Raw genomic sequence first — 16,217 nt, forward strand, 5'->3', positions numbered from 1 at the left:
TTAATATACAAAAGCATATCATTTTTCTGACATTTCGGCAAATTATATCCCATGAAAAAAAAGTATTGAAAACGCTTTCTTTAGGGGTTTAACAGAATTTTTTATTTATTCAACGAATGTATAGTGATAAAAGCTATTACATATTTATACAACTACTTCTGCCAAACATTTTCTGTCGTAAATGTAATCGACCGATCCCCGTCAGCCTTTCCCTCTTCGTTTACGAGCCGTTCTGTAATCTCTACTCCGCCTTTGTTATTCATTAACAAAATAGTTTGAGATCTTGTTCCGTATTCTTTCATTTTAATAAAAACCGAGGAAAGGTTCTTTTCCAGGTCTTTTCCCACCCCGGTATCAGGAAGGTCCGGCTCTTCATACTTCCGTTCGCTTGACAGGCAGGAAAACAGCTCTTCTCTGCTGATCTTATCACGAGCGGCAGCTCTACTTACCCCTGCCTTTAATTCCTCTACTTTCGGCCACGGGGTATCAAGCGCTGCGTTACTCAGGCCGTAAAGCCCTTTTTCAAGCCGCACAGGCTTTTGGTCGCTTTGGTTGGAGTGATAATACACTTCTTCAAGGCTGCCCGTGAGCAGATTATACCCCGAGTAACGGTACCTGCTTGTATGAAGCGCTTCTAAATAGCTCTCCAGATTCTCCGCTTCCAAAGCTTCCTTCACAATAAATCCTCTCGACAGATCCCCCGGCTGTTCCAGTGGATTTCTTACATTTGTGACGAGGGCAAAACGACCGGCTTTTGTCACTCCCATCCAGGTGCCGCCAAGCTTTAAGTCTTTGCCGGCGATAATAGGAGAGTCTGTCCATTCATGGAGCGGCTCTGTCGGTCTCTCGAAAAATTCATCACGGTTGGCGGCAATGATCAAAGGATAATCTGATCTCATGTTATAGCTTATTGTCAATAAACACATGTACGTCTCTCCTAATCACTCATCTATATAGTTTACTTTTCTTCTTTTCTTATATGTTTCAAAAACGCCGTGATAATGCAGAATTTCCGCTTCTCCCTGCTTCCAGCATAAAAGAACCGGACTGCCGTCTATCTTGGCCGGAAAATCCACGAGACCCTGATCAATGCTTTTTACAAAAATGCTCTGCTTCTCCAGCTGCTGTATAAGCTGGCGGGACTGAAACTCCCAAAAATCTATTCTTGCTTCCAGCATAAACAGTTGTTCTTCATCTGCCTGACTGCCGGCAGAACTTTCCTGCTTGTGATGAAGACGCACGGCCAGCAGTTCCCGGTATTTCAGCTGCAGTTTCTGCAGGGCGAGCATTTCCTCAGCCAGGTCTTTCAGTGTTTTATTTGCTTCTTCAAGGGTAAAATAATAGGAAAACACGTTAAACGCTCCTTTTTTATAACAAACCGCCTTCTATCTGTTTCTACTGGTTTATCCAATGAAACGAGCGATGAGGTTAATCGTATCTAATAATGAGGAAAATAGGAAGTCATTTGCACACAGTTTCCGGCAAAATGATATAATATTTTCAATATAGATGAGAATGTTTTTGAACGAATCCAAAGGAGGATACAAAATGGATACGAATCAACACCTGAACGCAGATAAAGAAAAAAGTACATCCAAAGAGGCGGAAAAGTTTATACAGCGTTTCCGTGAATCTAAAGATACAGATGCACTGCTCACATCTCTTGGCGGACTGGGACAGTCTGAACAAAAAAGCGCCGGGGATTCCCTCGATTCACTAAAACGGCCTGTAAAGGAAATGATGAATCAGGAGGGAAATGATCTCCCGGACAGATTGTACGAGCTTAAAGGAATGGTCAGCGAGCTGGAGCCTGAATATTTAAATGAGACAAAACTGCAGAAAACCTGGAACAAGCTGCTCCGCCGGAATCCGATTGAACAGTATTCCAAGAAATATGAAACGGTAGAAGCCCAGGTGGAAAACATTGTGGAAGCCCTGCTTATAGGGCGCGATAAGCTGCAGGAAGATAACCTGATGCTCGATCAGCTGAAAATAACAGCACGTGAACGGATACTAGACCTCGAAAAGCAGATTGAAACCGGACGGCAGCTTAATGACATGCTTGAACAGGAAATGACAACGGAGGAATGGAAAGATAACCCGGCTGAACTTCAAAAAGGCCAGGTGAAAGTGATTTCACGCGTTAAAAATATGAGCCAGGCTGTTATGGTACTTCAACAATCCCTGGCAAGTGTCGATCTTATTAAAGAAAACAACGAAAAGCTGGAAGAAGCCGTATTTAACGCGATTACGATGACGAAGAATATTATTACGGTAACAGCATCCATTCAACTGGCCCTCGGCAATCAGCGTAACGTTATAAATGCAGTTAACAGCGTCAATGAAGCAACGGAGAACATGATATTAACGAACGCACAGATGCTCAAAACCAATACGGAAGACACACTTCGCACGCTTGAAGAACCGGCAGTGGCTATGGAAACATTCCGAAAAGCCTACGCCGATGTGCAGGCAGCTATTGAACTAACCGAACAGTCCAACGAGCGCATTGTCCACTCCGGCAAACAATTTATTTCCGAGCTGGATGAGTTGAATAAACAAATGAAAACAAAGCTGCTCGATTAAGTGAAAGCAAAGAGGTGGTAGACATGGCGAAGAATTGGATGGCTCATCCATGGGTGGACCGTTTTGTTCCAGACCACCGTCGACAAGTAGAAGATCAGATATTTTCCGATGCACACGGTCTTGTCATGATTCAGGATATGGAGGCGGCACTTGACCGGCTCATTGAGTTTGGCAAACAAGTTAAAACAACCCAGACCTTCAAAAAATCCGGGAAAACATTTTACTTCCGGCTCCGCGTTAATCAAAAAAGGATGCGGCTGCTGAGTTATGAAACGTATAAATCGGAGGCGGCCATCAAAAAGCGCGTCACGATTGAATATGTCCGAAAAGCTTACAATCCCGGTTCAAAACAAAATCGTTTCAAAGAAGCCTATATTCAATACCGTAAAAATGGCGAAACGTATTTACGCAGCATCCGAAAATCCCGTTTTTTTCAAGGGGTATTTTATAAACTGGAGCAGCTCGATGACCAGCTGCTCGGCAGAATTCCCGCGGCTGAACCGACAGCTTCTTCTGCTCTTACCACAGAAGACAAGCACTTTGTCGATTCTTCCGAAGAGCCGTTTCAGTTTATTTATAAAACAGAAAGCCACATTAAACTGGCCCGCTCCGGATTGTCGCGTGCTTCGGAACGCTGTCTTATGGAAATTGTGCAGGAGGCCCGGGAAATCACCAAACATTACGAGCTTCTTGATCTTGAGGAACGGTATACGGTTAAGCGCATGCTTCAAAAAGACATTCCTTCCCTGCTCGAAGCTTACCGCCTTCTTTCTCCGGACAATCAGCTTGTACGACAGGAAGAACTCACCTCTACTTTGCGGCAGATGCGTTCCACACTTGAAGAACTTCATCATAAAGTGGACACGCTGAAGGCAGAGCGTGTTGATTATTTGTTTAAGCTTCATGAAAAACGATACCCTCCAAAAGACCAGCGGTAGCCTGCGCCGCTTTTTGGTTTTATCTTTTTTGTAAACCCTTACATAAAAAAGGAGTGACACGATGGATCAATTAAAAAATATGACAAAGCTGGAAAACGACTTATGGATTTCAGATGGGATGGACTTATCGGTGCCGGGACGTACAGGTACCTATGTTTTACCGGGTGACAGCCTCGCAGTGATTGAAACGGGTCCAAGTTCTTCTATTTCCCATTTAAAAGAAAACCTTCAGGAAATTGGGTACTCTTTTAAAGATATCCGCTATATTATTTTGACGCATATTCATCTTGATCATGCCGGTGGAGCCGGCCTGCTGCTTCGGGAATGTCCGAATGCCGAAATTATCGTACATCCAAAAGGCGCCCGGCATTTAGCAGACCCATCCAGGCTTATAAAAGGCGCCAGAGGAGTTTACGGCGATGATTTTGACCGGCTTTTTAACCCGGTCCTTCCGGTGCCTGCAGCCCGCATCATATCCGCAGCGCCTGGGGAAACCCTCTCTTTATCCTCTGAGAGAACGCTGACTTTTTATCATACACCCGGACATGCTGCTCATCATATCAGTATCCACGACAGCTCTTCGAATGGCATTTTCACAGGGGATACGATCGGCATCCAATATGTCGATGCCACCGCTCATAACAGACAGATATTTCTTCCCACTACATCTCCCAACCAGTTTGATCCAGAACAAATGCTTGCTTCACTGGACTTTCTTCTCTCACTACAGCCTGCCGCTATTTATTTCGGGCATTTTGGCAGGAGTGAAGACATTACAGCAGTCAGCAGCCAGATCCGCTATTGGCTGCCTGTGTTTGTAGAACGGGCAGAAAAATTCTCCGGTGAAGATAATGCCCTGGAAAATCTCCAGAAAGATTTATACCGGGAAATTCTTGACTATTATGATCTTCCCCTGCTCGCAGAAGATGATCCGTTAACATATCTTCTGCAGCTGGATATGCACGTCTGTGCGATGGGACTTCTTGATTACGTTAAAAAGAAACAGCAGAATAACTAATTCTTGCGAAAAGCAGCCAAAATTGCTTATAATGGTTACATTTCCATGAACGATAAATAGTTATATATATGCAATTGGAGGTTTTTTTGTGAATCGAGCAGATGCAAAGCAACAACAGGGCCGGACCGTTTTGATTGACCTTGGAAACGAAGGGACATTTTTTGCTACATTACATTCGATCGTAACCCCGCCCCAGCAGGTATGGAATGGAGAAGTGACAGTGACCGGTATTTTTACACTGCCTGTCTTTTCTAAAATCGATACTCTGCTGGATAAGCCCGGCAAAACAATGCACGTCAACGGGCAGAAAATATTCCCGGTTTCTCCGGACCGTCAGCAGGTTTCTTTTTCTGTTACACTATCCGAAGCGATTGAAGATAAAAAAGCACAGATTACAGAGCGGAGCAGACAGAACTCCCTTGAGATGAAGCAGTACAATGATATACTCCGCCAGCTGTCCCCAAAGGATGCCGCTCTTCATCCTCCTATCGATGACGTCCACTATATTTATTATAAAATAGAAAGATCCAAAGACGTTATTTATTTAACCGAACCTAAAATGGGAGACGTGCTGGAACTGGCAAACTGCCCTTTTCAGCTGGAAGCAGCCGATCCCAAGCAGGGATGGATCAACGTCACCCATATTAAAGGGTTTCGTTTTGCCGATGAAGCCGGTGATATTTTGACACTTCGCAACCATGATTGGGTACGTATCCATCCAGAACAGTTTGAACCGTATACCATTCTTTTAACTGAACTGGATAAAACATCCCGCCAGGGCTTAAAACAGGCGCTTGTTCATTTTTCGCTAACAGACAGCGACCTGCTTGAATGCCATAACCGTCTTTTGTATGAGCTGCTGCAGAGCAGCCCGGAAGCCACGTTGAAGGGCGTTAATTTTATTTCCTACCAGCGTAATGGTTTGACGGTTATGATTCAGCATCACTACGTACGCCATATTCATAATAAAGAAACAGATTATGTATATGACCGGTTTGAATGCACCGCAGACAACGGGGAACGTAAAATTTATGTGTATACAAACAATGCGTATACAAAAAACGAGAAAACCGATCAATAATTTATAATAAAAAAGAAGTGCGTGCAGTTACTCTGCAGGCACTTCTTTTATTTTTGGTGCTTCTGAAAACCATTGAAGAAGCTCTTCTCCTTTTTTATCCTCTGTATCGCGGAGGTGAAATTCCCTGCCGCCGCTTGACGATAAAATATCGACCGTAATGGAACATAATTGATGCCTTTCCTGTAAATAATGATGCTGTTTTGTATAAGACTGGATGGCGGTTTTTGGAAGGACCGCATGCTGTTTGCTGACAAGACGGTTCTGCAGCACGAGCTTACTGCTGTTTTCAAACAAACCGGCCGCGCGGTACTGATTCCAGCCCAGCCAGCATAGTAGCAGCGGCAGCACAAACAGAATATAGCCATAAGGCACCCAGATAGCTGCGGCACCCGCCAGCAGCCATGATATCCAGGATGCCCTGAACATATAGCGCCTCGCCGCCCGCTTTGGTACATGGGAGAGATCCGGCTCCATCTGCAGATCGGGGCGGACGTGGCGAATTATTTCTTCTGCTGCGTGCCGCGGCCCAAGCGGAAGCAGTACGGTGGAAAATGATTCTTTTTCCGATCCGCCCCCCGCGCTGTCAATATAAATTCTCCACAAACCGAGCATCTGCTGAAATGGATTACACGTATAGCGGACGCTCGTAATTCGTTCGGGCCGGAGGGTAAGCTGCTTTTTCTCGAGCAGCCCCCGTTTAATAATCATTTCTTTATTAATCAGTGTAATTTCAAACTGGCCGTACTGCAGCATTGTTACAATTGTCGAGCCGGTCCAGGCAATGATCGCAATTAAAAATAAAAATAAAACAAGAAACCACAAGCTTAAATCCAGAATATACCCAACGGTGCTTTGGTAAAAGGATTCAGGAATAAATTGATCAAACTGCGAAAAGACAGCCGCCGCCGCTGAAAAAAACAGCCCGACCTTTCCGGAGGTAAGCCCTGCCAGAAGAATGTAACGGGTTGGTATTTTTTTTTGGTACGTTATTTCTTCCCGCGTTACTTCCTGCTTTGGATCTGTATCCAGCGCTTCGGCCTCTTCCAGATCTGCAGAATCCGGCGTTCCATATAAAAGAGATTCCCGGATTTCTTCTGCTTCTTCTTTTGTAAGTGCAATAATGCTTACCTCGGGAATGGTGCCGCCGCCTGCTGTTTCAATTTTAATTTTCACAAGGCCGAACGCCCTTTGGATAATTCCTGCTGATATATCCACAGACTGGACTTTTTTGCGCTGTATGTACCGCTTTTTTTTCACAAATATTCCCTGTTTAATGCGAAGTTCCTGTTCTTCCAACCTAAAACGGAAAAACAGCCAGGAAAATAAACTATGCAGAAATAAGATAAGCAGCAATGCTGGAAATATCCACTGCTGACCAAATAAAGTACCTGTACCGCCCGCGAAAAACGTTAAAATCAGCGGAAAAATAAAATCTTTTATCCGTGATACAAAAAGAACGGCTATGGCAGCTCCATGCATTCGCTTCCATTTATTCATCATCCGCATCAGCTTCTTTCCTGCTGTATAAGCTGTCTTCTGCCTCCGCCAGCCTGGAAATATGGTCCCTCAGCTCCTGCCCGACTTCCTCGGAAAGCGCCGGGATTTCATGAATACCGGCTGCAGTGGAGATGGTCAGCGCGGAAAGTCCGTATTTTTTATAAAGCGGTCCCTGGGCTGTATCTACGTGCTGGATGCGCGACATCGGAATAAGAGTATGCCTGGTGATGACTACACCGCGCCGCAGCTCTACCTCTTTTTCATATACTTCGTAGCGCCAGCGCTTCCAGGTCATTGCCGGAAAAAACCAGGCTTTCCATACGGCAAAGACAGCGATTACAGGAAACACCACGCTTACAAGCCATACCGGCCAGTCCTGTCTGATTGTAAAAATAAGCAGAGCAGTCGGAAGCGCCAGATAAACCAGCGCTTCGATCGCTCCTTTTATTCTCCATACAGATAATGCTTTTTTAGATATTTTTTGGGAAGGAAGAGGACGGGAATTCATTCGTCATCCTCTTCCACATAAATAATTGTGACGCCTTCGTTTTCCAGAACAGCAAGCGTTTCCCTGTTTAATTCTTCATCAGCCAGCAGGCCGAGCGAGCGCACCAGCTCGAGTTCATCCAGATGGCCTTTTTCCGCATCTTCCACGAGTTCCAGTGCTTCCTGCAGCTGCTTTTCTCTCAGCTTGCTTTTTACTTCGTCTTTTGTCATCGAAATTGCCTCCCGCCCTTAAATTATTTACCTTCTGACATCCGCTCGGTCATTTGTTTCCATACAGAGCCTTTTGCTTCTTCCCCGCCTTCAATACGCTCGAGTGCCATCTGCGCCTGAAGGGCCACTTCAAACTCCGTGTCTTCTGCAGCTTTCTTCAGGGCAGGCACAGCAGAATGATCCCCTACTTCATAAAGAAACATTGCTGCACGCCAGCGCACAAGTTTATTCTTGTCTTCCAGCGCCTCAATCATAGCAGGAGTGCCGCCGGTGTCGCCTAAATCGGAAAAACAGTCTCCGGCGGTCCGTCTGACGGTTACCGACTTGTCGTTTAACCCTATAGTCAAGTAGGGCAGAATAATCGGATCTTCTATCATTCCCAGATACATGACAGCCAGCCTTCTAATGGACGGCTTTTCATCGTGCAGGGCTTTCTCCAGAACCGGAATATCTTCTTTTTTGGGATCCATTTGTTCGAGCAGCGCGTACCGTTCTTTCCAGTCCGGAGCATCCAGCATATCAAGCGTTACTTTTTTAAAACGCTGGGCATACTGTTCGCTGTTTTCTTCTTCGGACAATGCCATTTTCACCAGACGGTCCAGCCGATCCTGGTTGTAGACAGCAGAGATCTCTTCCGCTACTTCTTCTCCAATCGCATCCAGGTCGTTTCCGTAACGAATGCCGTGCTCTTCCCATTTTCTCTGCAGAACAATGTTATCTTCTTCTTTCTGCGCCTTGAATGCTGCTTGCTGAAAGCGCTCAGGAAGTCCCTGTCTTTTCTCTTCTTCTCCGGCCATAATTTTCAGCTGCATCGGAATTCCTTTAAACATCTGCTTTTGGATCATAACTTCGCCAAATGCTTCCGTTCCTTCTTCTCCCCCATCAGCAGATACTTCCGCTTTTTCGCCGAATAAATTCCTTACCTTGGGAAGCAGTTCTTTCCAGTCTGCTTTCGGGTGGCGTTCAATTGCCATGAAATCGGCTACGTGATAAACGCCTTTAATTCCTTCTACCGTAAAAATATTCTGGATTACCTCCGGAGCCTCTTCTTTATTTTTCAACGTGAAGTTGTGGCTTTTTCCAGCCTCCAAAGACTCATCGAGCGTCAACTTCATCGTGTTTGGACTTGGTGTTGGTTCTATCGAAGTAATTCTCATTTTATCATCCTGCCTTTCCTGTCGTATCAGGTTTTCTTTCTTTTAAATTGTAACATACCCACGTTTCAGACAGCCAATCTCCACTATTTGTTTTCAAAGGAATATGTGGAGATTCATGTATGAAAAAGCAGGGATAGGGTATACTAGTAAAGAATTCAGCTGTACAGCTGTTAGAGGCAGTAGCACAAGGAGGTCATTACGATGAAAGTAGCCGTCTTATCCGACATACACGGAAACGCCAAAGCATTAAAAGCAGTTCTCCGGGAGCTTACGGACCGGAATATCGACAAAATGTACATCATCGGGGATTTGAGCTTTAGAGGTCCTGAACCAAAAAACGTCCTTGAAACCGTACGCTCCACTCCAGCTAAAGTATTAAAAGGCAATGCGGATGAATGGATCACAAGAGGCATAAAAAAAGGCGAAGTGCCGGACCGGGCGCTTGGCCTGATGAGCCAGGAAAGGGACTGGGCGCTGGAGCGTCTGACAGAAAACGATCTAACTTACCTGGCAAACCTCCCCACTTCTTTTTTGGACGAGCTTGAGGGTGGTATTACGATGCATGCCTTCCACGCTGTTCCATCCAATCCCTTCGATGTCGTGCCTGCAGATGCAAGTGATGAAGAAATGCTCGATAAGCTTGCTTCGGCTGAAGAAGCCGATATTTATATTTACGGGCATATTCATACGCCTTTTGTCCGAAAAATTGGAAACAAGACGATTGTAAATACAGGAAGCATCGGTCTGCCGTTTGATGGGGATCCCCGTCCTTCTTTTGCACTTCTTACGATAGAAAACGGCCAGGTGGAAGCTGTGATAGAACGCGTTGATTACGATAACACGCGCGTCATTCAACAGTATGACGCAGGCGATTACCCAAATAAAGACCAGATGAAAAACATCGTAAAAACTGGCAAAAAGCCCAAGTAAGGCTTCTTGGAACTACAAGCAGCTTTAAAATCCCGGACCAAACACAAAAAGAGAGACCTTTTGCCAATGGCATGGTCTCTCTTTTTATTTATTTAACGCTTTATTAACTGATGAATCCCTTGGATAATTTCCGGAAAGGAAGCTTTGTCCGAATAGCTTTTCTGTATTTCCAGATGTTCGTCCAACAGGAAAGTAGTCGGTACTCCACCGCATTGATAAGCATCATATACCTTGGTGCCGTTATCCTTTAAAACAGGAAAGTGGTAGCCCGTCTTTTCCAAGAAACGGACGGCATCGTCTTCCCTGCCTTCTCTGCCCGTTACGTTAATGGTTAAAAACCCCATAATGTCTTTATCCATTTGTTCATAAAACAGGTGTTTATAATGAAGGTCTTTCATGGAATCCGGACACCAGGATGCCCAAAACGTCAAAATCAGCGGTGTCCCTTTCCATTCTTCCAGCCGATGCATCGTATCACTGTGTATATCCGGCAGTTGAAAGTCCGGTGCGTTCATTTTCGATAACTCCTTATTTCAGCATGCTTTGCAGCTGTCCGTGAAGCTGTTCCAGCACATAAGCCGGATTGTCAAATGTATGCATTTTCTTTACAGACTTTCCATTTTTGAAAACAATCAGGCAGGGCACGCTCTGAATTTTTTCTGTCACAGCTTCCTGCGGTATTTCATTAATGTTTACTTTATAAAAAGGAACGTCATATAACTTTTTCATTGGTTCTATTACCCGTTCGGCAATTTGGCATGTTCTGCAGAAAGGAGACGCGTAAAACACTGCGCCGGATGGCTTTTCTTTCAGCAGCTTGAGATCTGTTTGATTAATCTGCTCCATTTTCTCCTCTTTCTACGACTCGTGGACGGCGTCATTCCACTTCTTTATATCATTGGCGACTTTAGGGAAATCTTCTGCAAAAGGATATTCTTTTAAGCTCTCTTTGCGGTCGAGGTCACTCATTTTGTTCCATACTGCCTTTAATTCGTTAGCAGCTCTGGTAAATTCCTGTAGTTCTCTTTTTAATTCACTCATAGGTTCTGCCTCTTTTCTTCAAAGGGTTTGAAACGCTTCAACTAATGCTTTACCGTATTGGGGAAGGTCAGGCGGACGGCGGCTCGATACAATGTGGCCGTCTGTAACGACCGCTTCGTCTTTCCAGACCGCTCCTGCGTTGGTCATATCGTCTTTAATTCCTGGTGTACTCGTTACCGTGACGCCCTGCAGAATCCCTGCACTGGCAAGTACCCAGCCGGCATGGCAGATCTGGCCGATCACTTTCTTGTTTTCATCCATATGCTTTACAAAGTTCAGGACTTCTTCATAGCGGCGCAGTTTATCCGGTGCCCATCCGCCCGGGACAAGAATTCCATCAAACTGGGCTGCGTCAAGATCTGTGAAAGCTGCCTCTGCTTCTGCGGGAACGCCGTATTTTCCTTTATACACACGGCCCTTCTCTTTTCCTGCAAGCACCACTTCGGCGCCTTCCTCACGGAGCCTCATAACCGGCACCCAAAGCTCCAGGTCCTCGAAATCATCTTCTACTAATGCAATCACGCGTGTATTGGTTAAACTCATATCCAGTTCCCCTTTCTCTTGCTGTGCTGTTACTTATTTCCCCTGTTTTTCCTATACGAAACGAATTTTCTGGGGCATTACCTGGAGCTCTGCTGTACTGACCGCTTTGTTTCCTTGCTGCCACATATCTTTCGGCAGTTTTCTGCCTTGAATCGTAAAACTAAAAGAATCCAAAAAGGGAAAAGGCTTCATCTGCACAGACGAGCTGTCCTGCCAAAGCGGATACACTTTTTTCTTGCCGAGAAAAGAAAAGCGGTGCCGGAATCCCTGCTGAAACCAGCTGATTTCCTCTGCTTTTGGGGTGCCTGCTTTGTTCATGCAGGCATATAATGATACATCATCAAAAAACTGGAGAACGCTCAAATGCCTGTCCAGACGACTTGTATCTTTTATTCTTTTTTTCCAGTCTTTCTGCCGTTTCTGCTCTCCTTCAAAAAAAGACACGCCTGCTGCAGACGTATCATTTTTTAGAAAGGAAGCATAATGCATACTCAACAGAATACCGCTGTACAAATCTTCTTTTCCTGCCGCTTCGATTCCTTTTTTATATGCATCCAGCTTCTCCTCGAGCGGGTAATTCAAAAAAGAGTAAGGATGACCTTCCGGAGAAGAGAGAACGACCCGGTCCAGAGGAATCCAGGCGTTGTCATGCCGGCGGATTGCATATAAAAGCGAATCCCACTTTTTGTCTTCTTTCCAATTCGGATTATTAATCTGCGCGGCTGCTTCTGCACTGAGCCGGGCATGTTCATGCTGTTCTATTAAAAAATAATATGAGGAGAATTCCTGGACAATCATGCTCTCGGCCTCCTTTTAAATCAAGAAGTTAAATAAACTTTCCTCTTTATCGATTTCTTTGTAGGAAAATCCTTTTTTGTTAATTCGTTCAATCAGAGGTTTATAATCTTTCTGGTTTTTTAACTCAATGCCGACGAGAGCCGGTCCATTTGCTTTGTTGTTCTTTTTATTATATTCAAACCGGGTAATATCATCGTCGGGTCCGAGAACTTCATCCAGAAATTCACGCAGTGCCCCCGCACGCTGAGGAAAAACAACAATGAAGTAATGCTGGAGTCCCTCATAAATTAAGGATTTCTCCCGCATTTCTTCCATTCTTCCAATATCGTTATTTCCTCCGCTTAAAATGCAAACGACGTTTTTTCCTTTGATTTCCTCTTTGTAAAAATCAAGCGCTGAAATAGGCATAGCACCGGCCGGTTCCGCCACAATCGCATTCTCATTGTACAGCTCCAGAATCGTCGTGCAGATTTTGCCTTCCGGCACGAGCTTAATTTCATCAAGAATCTCTTTGCATACTTCGTACGTAATATCTCCCACCCGCTTAACGGCTGCTCCATCAACAAACTTATCTATTTTCTGAAGTTCCGTGACGCCGCCGTTATCAAATGATGCTTTCATTCCAGCTGCTCCGGCGGGCTCGGTGCCGATAATCTTCGTGTTCGGGGAGATGGATTTAATATAGGTACCAACGCCGGAAGCAAGTCCGCCGCCGCCGATCGAGCAGAAAAGATAGTCGAGCGGCTCTTCTATGTCATTCATAATTTCCAGGCCTGCGGTCCCCTGGCCTGCAATTATTTTTTCGTTGTTAAATGGATGAATAAAAGCCATTTGATGTTCGTCACAGTAAGCCATCGCTTCCTTATAGGAATCATCAAACGTATCTCCCGTCAGAACAACATCTACATAATCGCCGCCGAACAGTTTAACCTGTCCCACTTTTTGGCGCGGAGTAGTCGTTGGCATAAAGATGCGTCCTTTCACTTTTAAGGCGCTGCAGGAATAGGCTACCCCCTGCGCGTGGTTCCCTGCACTAGCACAGACTACCCCATTTTTCATCGTTTCTTCGGAAAGGCTGTGCATCAAATGATAGGCCCCTCTGATTTTAAAGGACCGGACTACCTGCTGATCCTCTCTTTTTAAGTAAATATTAGCCTGATAGCGCTCAGACAAAACCTGGTTCTTCTGGAGAGGCGTATGATTAACAACGTCCTTCAGCGTTTGGTTCGCAATAATGATATCTTCTATATGAATCCTGCTCATTTGTCATTATCCTTTCTGCCTCACAAAACTATCCTGCACACATTCCATTATGCGCCTGCTGTCTTCTGTGTTCAACTGCTGTACATTGTACTACATCTGGGAACCTTTGAAAATAAAATGGAGAGGAAATACAGTGCTTAATTGATTAAATACAAAAAATTCACTATACTATATAATAGGTAAGCAGTTTTGTGTTATGTTTTACATAAGTTAAGCATTTTACAGGGGGTAAGCGTATGTACAAGTGGATGGCTGCATTAATGACAGCCGCAGTTCTAGCTGTTTGGCCTGCTTCAGCCCACGCATCTGTAAACGCGTGGAATGATGCAGAACCTTTATTACTTGTCGTATTGACTGTTTTTTCTATTGTAAGCATTATGGCGTTTATCTTTTTCATGGTGCGGGATAACGGTTGAAGAAGGGAAAATAAGCTTCCTGCAGGGACGGACTAATTCTGTTTCGGGGGGCTTTTTTCTTTTACCGTGTTCGTTTCTCCGTTCCTGCCGATTAAAATGAAAAAAACAGGGAATATAAATACAAACAAAACCGGAAGGACTGACGATAATGAATGATATGTTAAAAAGAGGCTTTTTTCTAGGTCTGGGAGCCGCAGCATACAGCCGGGAGAAAGTGCAGAATTATTTGGATGACTTGGTCTATAAAGGAAAAATCACACCTAGAGAAGCGCAGGAGTGGAAAGAGGAATTAATCCAGCGCGGCCGGGAAAAAGAAAACAAGTGGAGTGAAAAACGCAAGGATAAAACCGAGCAGTCTTTCAAAGATATGGGCCTTGCTACGGAATCCGATATTCTCCGCCTCGAAGAAAAGCTGCATGATATTGAACAAAAGCTTGCTGAGAGGCCGAAAAAAGACGGATGGGATCACCCGGCTGAGTGATACAGGCTGAGGAAAGGAAGCAGGAACCATGGCTATTACGAAAGGACTAAAGCATGCGAACCGATACAGACAAATTGCAACAACGCTGGCCAAACACGGCTTTGGTTATATACTGCGTGAGGTAGGACTATTCCATATCCTCTCTCTTCCTAAACGATTGTCTGCAGAATCGGATGATTTTAACGCGCAGTCGATCGGTACGAGGCTTCGACTCGTCATCGAAGAACTCGGTCCTACCTTTATCAAACTCGGCCAGCTTGTCAGCATGCGCAAAGATATTTTCCCCCCTTCTATTATAGAAGAACTGGAGAAACTTCAAGCTGAAGTTCCTCCTTTTTCAGTAGAGCTTGGAAAACGCATGATTGAACACGACCTTCATGCACCGGTAGACGAAATTTTTCAGTCCTTTACAGAAGAACCTCTGGCTGCAGCTTCTATCGGACAGGTGCACCATGCCGTTCTACATACGGGGGAAGAAGTAGCTGTTAAAATATCCAGACCCCACATTAAAGAAATAATTGAAAAAGACATTGACGTTCTCCGGGATCTTGCCAGGCTCTTGTGCCAGCGTTTCCACTGGGCCAGGTACTACAGGCTTGATACGATCGTGGAAGAATATGTAGAAGCTATACGTGATGAAGTCGACTATTACATCGAAGCACGTAATACGCAGAAAATAGCTAGAAATATGGAAGAATTTTCTTCCGTTTACATTCCTCATATTTATGAAGAGTACTGCAGCCGCCGTGTGCTTACGATGGAATTTATACAAGGCGAAAGCCTGCATCATTTGGAACATTCCCCGATAAAGTATGATAAGAAAAAACTGGCACGTCAGCTCGCTGATTCTTTTCTTCATCAAATGATGATTAATGGTTTCTTTCACAGTGATCCTCATCCCGGAAATATTATTTTTACAGGGAAAGACACGGCCGCCTATATTGATTTCGGACAAATTGGCCGGTTAAGCCGTTCGATGCGCTGGGAATTTGTCAACTATGTCATCGCCATGACTAAAAAGAAGCCGGATGAAGTGACAAAAGCTATATACGAAATGGCAGATTTTCCGGACGACCTGGATACCGAATTATTTACAGAAGATATTGAATACCTGTTATCCAAATACTACGAGACGCCCTTACATGACATGAGCATCGGAAAAGCCATAAATGATATATTTGCCACCGCCCACCGCTATGAGATTAAAATTCATAAAGAGTACGTTATGCTGGCCAAAGCCGTGATTACGATTGAAAGTGTCGTAGAAGAGCTTGATCCGGATCTCAGCATTATGGAGCTTTCCGAGCCTTATGGAAAACGACTTTTTAAAGAAAAAATTCATCCCAAACGGTATATGGATGAAGCAGTAGACGAAGCAAAAAAACAATCTGAATATTTATGGGACATGCCTAAACACATGCGCGATTCACTCGAGAGAGTGGCTAAAGGAAAAATCGGCGTTGATATGGATATTCCGGAAATACATTTTATTCTTAATAAAATGGACCGAATCAGCAACCGGCTTTCCTTCAGCGTCATTCTGCTTGCGTTTAGTATTATAATGGTCGGGCTGATCATCGGCTCCACTTTCGGCGCTTCCTCTTCTCCGCTTGTGCAGATCCCGGTTATTGAAATTGGCTTTATTATTTCCTTTTTTATGTTCATTTGGCTGTTATTTGCGATTTTTCGTTCGGGACGCTTTTGACGGACTTGCCAATAAACGGCAAATCATTTATTATAATGAGACTTTG

The 16,217-nt window shown here is 44.6% G+C and carries 20 protein-coding genes; 8 read left to right on the forward strand and 12 right to left on the reverse strand.

The features are described 5' to 3' along the window. Window positions 1-152 precede the first annotated feature (152 nt). Together AC5W14_RS06540 and AC5W14_RS06545 are read right to left on the reverse strand one after the other, a co-directional pair. The gene (locus tag AC5W14_RS06540; RefSeq protein WP_496058537.1) at window positions 153-926 is read right to left on the reverse strand and encodes an NRDE family protein; all 774 of its coding nucleotides are present in this window, start codon (window positions 924-926) and stop codon (window positions 153-155) included. A 15-nt stretch (window positions 927-941) separates the two neighbouring features. Beyond that, the gene (locus AC5W14_RS06545; protein WP_496058538.1) at window positions 942-1,352 is read right to left on the reverse strand and encodes a DUF2203 domain-containing protein; all 411 of its coding nucleotides are present in this window, start codon (window positions 1,350-1,352) and stop codon (window positions 942-944) included. A gap of 196 nt (window positions 1,353-1,548) precedes the next feature. Here AC5W14_RS06545 and AC5W14_RS06550 point away from each other — a divergent pair, with 196 nt between their 5' ends. From AC5W14_RS06550 to AC5W14_RS06565, 4 genes are all read left to right on the forward strand, one after another. Further along, window positions 1,549-2,586, forward strand: a complete 1,038-nt coding sequence (locus AC5W14_RS06550; RefSeq protein WP_496058539.1) for a toxic anion resistance protein — start codon at window positions 1,549-1,551, stop codon at window positions 2,584-2,586. 23 nt (window positions 2,587-2,609) lie between these two features. After that, window positions 2,610-3,524: a hypothetical protein gene (locus tag AC5W14_RS06555; RefSeq protein WP_496193966.1), complete on the forward strand. Its 915-nt coding sequence runs from the start codon at window positions 2,610-2,612 to the stop codon at window positions 3,522-3,524. A 61-nt stretch (window positions 3,525-3,585) separates the two neighbouring features. Further along, entirely contained in the window at window positions 3,586-4,542 is a 957-nt protein-coding gene (locus tag AC5W14_RS06560; RefSeq protein ID WP_496058541.1) for an MBL fold metallo-hydrolase, read from the forward strand. Window positions 4,543-4,630: 88 nt separating this feature from the next. Then, window positions 4,631-5,623, forward strand: a complete 993-nt coding sequence (locus AC5W14_RS06565; protein ID WP_496058542.1) for a DUF2777 family protein — start codon at window positions 4,631-4,633, stop codon at window positions 5,621-5,623. 27 nt (window positions 5,624-5,650) lie between these two features. Here AC5W14_RS06565 and AC5W14_RS06570 read toward each other — a convergent pair whose 3' ends face one another. The 4 genes from AC5W14_RS06570 to AC5W14_RS06585 are packed head-to-tail and all read right to left on the reverse strand — an operon-like array spanning window position 5,651 to window position 8,994. Next, entirely contained in the window at window positions 5,651-7,123 is a 1,473-nt protein-coding gene (locus AC5W14_RS06570; RefSeq protein WP_496193967.1) for a PH domain-containing protein, read from the reverse strand. Beyond that, window positions 7,113-7,628, reverse strand: coding sequence for a PH domain-containing protein (locus tag AC5W14_RS06575; protein WP_496193968.1), 516 nt, complete (start codon window positions 7,626-7,628; stop codon window positions 7,113-7,115). The genes AC5W14_RS06570 and AC5W14_RS06575 overlap by 11 nt, the downstream gene beginning before the upstream one ends. Then, window positions 7,625-7,837: a hypothetical protein gene (locus AC5W14_RS06580; RefSeq protein WP_496058545.1), complete on the reverse strand. Its 213-nt coding sequence runs from the start codon at window positions 7,835-7,837 to the stop codon at window positions 7,625-7,627. The genes AC5W14_RS06575 and AC5W14_RS06580 overlap by 4 nt, the downstream gene beginning before the upstream one ends. A gap of 23 nt (window positions 7,838-7,860) precedes the next feature. Next, complete coding sequence (locus AC5W14_RS06585) at window positions 7,861-8,994, reverse strand: conserved virulence factor C family protein (protein WP_496193969.1); 1,134 nt, start codon at window positions 8,992-8,994, stop codon at window positions 7,861-7,863. Window positions 8,995-9,195: 201 nt separating this feature from the next. Here AC5W14_RS06585 and AC5W14_RS06590 point away from each other — a divergent pair, with 201 nt between their 5' ends. Continuing rightward, window positions 9,196-9,924 (forward strand): metallophosphoesterase family protein, encoded by a 729-nt coding sequence (locus AC5W14_RS06590; RefSeq protein ID WP_496193970.1) that lies wholly within the window; start codon window positions 9,196-9,198, stop codon window positions 9,922-9,924. Between the two features lie 92 nt (window positions 9,925-10,016). Here AC5W14_RS06590 and AC5W14_RS06595 read toward each other — a convergent pair whose 3' ends face one another. From AC5W14_RS06595 to ilvA, 6 genes are read right to left on the reverse strand one after another with little or no spacing between them, the layout of a single operon-like run. Then, window positions 10,017-10,439, reverse strand: a complete 423-nt coding sequence (locus AC5W14_RS06595) for a TlpA disulfide reductase family protein (RefSeq protein ID WP_496193971.1) — start codon at window positions 10,437-10,439, stop codon at window positions 10,017-10,019. 13 nt (window positions 10,440-10,452) lie between these two features. Next, on the reverse strand, window positions 10,453-10,770 hold the full coding sequence (locus AC5W14_RS06600) for a thioredoxin family protein (protein ID WP_496193972.1): 318 nt from the start codon (window positions 10,768-10,770) through the stop codon (window positions 10,453-10,455). A gap of 12 nt (window positions 10,771-10,782) precedes the next feature. Next, window positions 10,783-10,965 carry a hypothetical protein gene (locus AC5W14_RS06605; RefSeq protein WP_496058550.1) on the reverse strand — a complete coding sequence of 61 codons (183 nt, stop codon included), beginning with the start codon at window positions 10,963-10,965 and terminating at the stop codon, window positions 10,783-10,785. A gap of 18 nt (window positions 10,966-10,983) precedes the next feature. Then, window positions 10,984-11,508: a type 1 glutamine amidotransferase domain-containing protein gene (locus AC5W14_RS06610; RefSeq protein ID WP_496058551.1), complete on the reverse strand. Its 525-nt coding sequence runs from the start codon at window positions 11,506-11,508 to the stop codon at window positions 10,984-10,986. A gap of 51 nt (window positions 11,509-11,559) precedes the next feature. Further along, window positions 11,560-12,306: a DUF3891 family protein gene (locus AC5W14_RS06615; RefSeq protein WP_496193973.1), complete on the reverse strand. Its 747-nt coding sequence runs from the start codon at window positions 12,304-12,306 to the stop codon at window positions 11,560-11,562. Between the two features lie 15 nt (window positions 12,307-12,321). After that, window positions 12,322-13,569, reverse strand: a complete 1,248-nt coding sequence (gene ilvA, locus AC5W14_RS06620; protein WP_496193974.1) for a threonine ammonia-lyase IlvA — start codon at window positions 13,567-13,569, stop codon at window positions 12,322-12,324. Between the two features lie 236 nt (window positions 13,570-13,805). Between ilvA and AC5W14_RS06625 the strand changes: the two genes are divergently transcribed. The 3 genes from AC5W14_RS06625 to AC5W14_RS06635 all read left to right on the forward strand — a co-directional run bounded on the left by AC5W14_RS06625 (window position 13,806) and on the right by AC5W14_RS06635 (window position 16,171). Then, window positions 13,806-13,985: a hypothetical protein gene (locus tag AC5W14_RS06625; protein WP_496058554.1), complete on the forward strand. Its 180-nt coding sequence runs from the start codon at window positions 13,806-13,808 to the stop codon at window positions 13,983-13,985. A gap of 148 nt (window positions 13,986-14,133) precedes the next feature. Further along, on the forward strand, window positions 14,134-14,466 hold the full coding sequence (locus AC5W14_RS06630) for a phasin family protein (RefSeq protein ID WP_496058555.1): 333 nt from the start codon (window positions 14,134-14,136) through the stop codon (window positions 14,464-14,466). Window positions 14,467-14,494: 28 nt separating this feature from the next. After that, window positions 14,495-16,171, forward strand: a complete 1,677-nt coding sequence (locus AC5W14_RS06635) for an ABC1 kinase family protein (RefSeq protein WP_496058556.1) — start codon at window positions 14,495-14,497, stop codon at window positions 16,169-16,171. Window positions 16,172-16,217 lie beyond the last annotated feature (46 nt).

It is taken from the genome of Sinobaca sp. TMA16-18 (genome assembly GCF_059510535.1).

Excerpts from the sequence above, each read along its gene's own strand:
- AC5W14_RS06540 (WP_496058537.1), bottom strand. The coding sequence starts at position 926 with ATGTGTTTATTGACAATAAGCTATAACATGAGATCAGATTATCCTTTG.
- AC5W14_RS06550 (WP_496058539.1), top strand. The coding sequence starts at position 1,549 with ATGGATACGAATCAACACCTGAACGCAGATAAAGAAAAAAGTACATCC.
- AC5W14_RS06555 (WP_496193966.1), top strand. The coding sequence starts at position 2,610 with ATGGCGAAGAATTGGATGGCTCATCCATGGGTGGACCGTTTTGTTCCA.
- AC5W14_RS06560 (WP_496058541.1), top strand. The coding sequence starts at position 3,586 with ATGGATCAATTAAAAAATATGACAAAGCTGGAAAACGACTTATGGATT.
- AC5W14_RS06570 (WP_496193967.1), bottom strand. The coding sequence starts at position 7,123 with ATGATGAATAAATGGAAGCGAATGCATGGAGCTGCCATAGCCGTTCTT.
- AC5W14_RS06575 (WP_496193968.1), bottom strand. The coding sequence starts at position 7,628 with ATGAATTCCCGTCCTCTTCCTTCCCAAAAAATATCTAAAAAAGCATTA.
- AC5W14_RS06580 (WP_496058545.1), bottom strand. The coding sequence starts at position 7,837 with ATGACAAAAGACGAAGTAAAAAGCAAGCTGAGAGAAAAGCAGCTGCAG.
- AC5W14_RS06585 (WP_496193969.1), bottom strand. The coding sequence starts at position 8,994 with ATGAGAATTACTTCGATAGAACCAACACCAAGTCCAAACACGATGAAG.
- AC5W14_RS06590 (WP_496193970.1), top strand. The coding sequence starts at position 9,196 with ATGAAAGTAGCCGTCTTATCCGACATACACGGAAACGCCAAAGCATTA.
- AC5W14_RS06595 (WP_496193971.1), bottom strand. The coding sequence starts at position 10,439 with ATGAACGCACCGGACTTTCAACTGCCGGATATACACAGTGATACGATG.
- AC5W14_RS06600 (WP_496193972.1), bottom strand. The coding sequence starts at position 10,770 with ATGGAGCAGATTAATCAAACAGATCTCAAGCTGCTGAAAGAAAAGCCA.
- AC5W14_RS06605 (WP_496058550.1), bottom strand. The coding sequence starts at position 10,965 with ATGAGTGAATTAAAAAGAGAACTACAGGAATTTACCAGAGCTGCTAAC.
- AC5W14_RS06610 (WP_496058551.1), bottom strand. The coding sequence starts at position 11,508 with ATGAGTTTAACCAATACACGCGTGATTGCATTAGTAGAAGATGATTTC.
- AC5W14_RS06615 (WP_496193973.1), bottom strand. The coding sequence starts at position 12,306 with ATGATTGTCCAGGAATTCTCCTCATATTATTTTTTAATAGAACAGCAT.
- ilvA (WP_496193974.1), bottom strand. The coding sequence starts at position 13,569 with ATGAGCAGGATTCATATAGAAGATATCATTATTGCGAACCAAACGCTG.
- AC5W14_RS06625 (WP_496058554.1), top strand. The coding sequence starts at position 13,806 with ATGTACAAGTGGATGGCTGCATTAATGACAGCCGCAGTTCTAGCTGTT.
- AC5W14_RS06630 (WP_496058555.1), top strand. The coding sequence starts at position 14,134 with ATGAATGATATGTTAAAAAGAGGCTTTTTTCTAGGTCTGGGAGCCGCA.
- AC5W14_RS06635 (WP_496058556.1), top strand. The coding sequence starts at position 14,495 with ATGGCTATTACGAAAGGACTAAAGCATGCGAACCGATACAGACAAATT.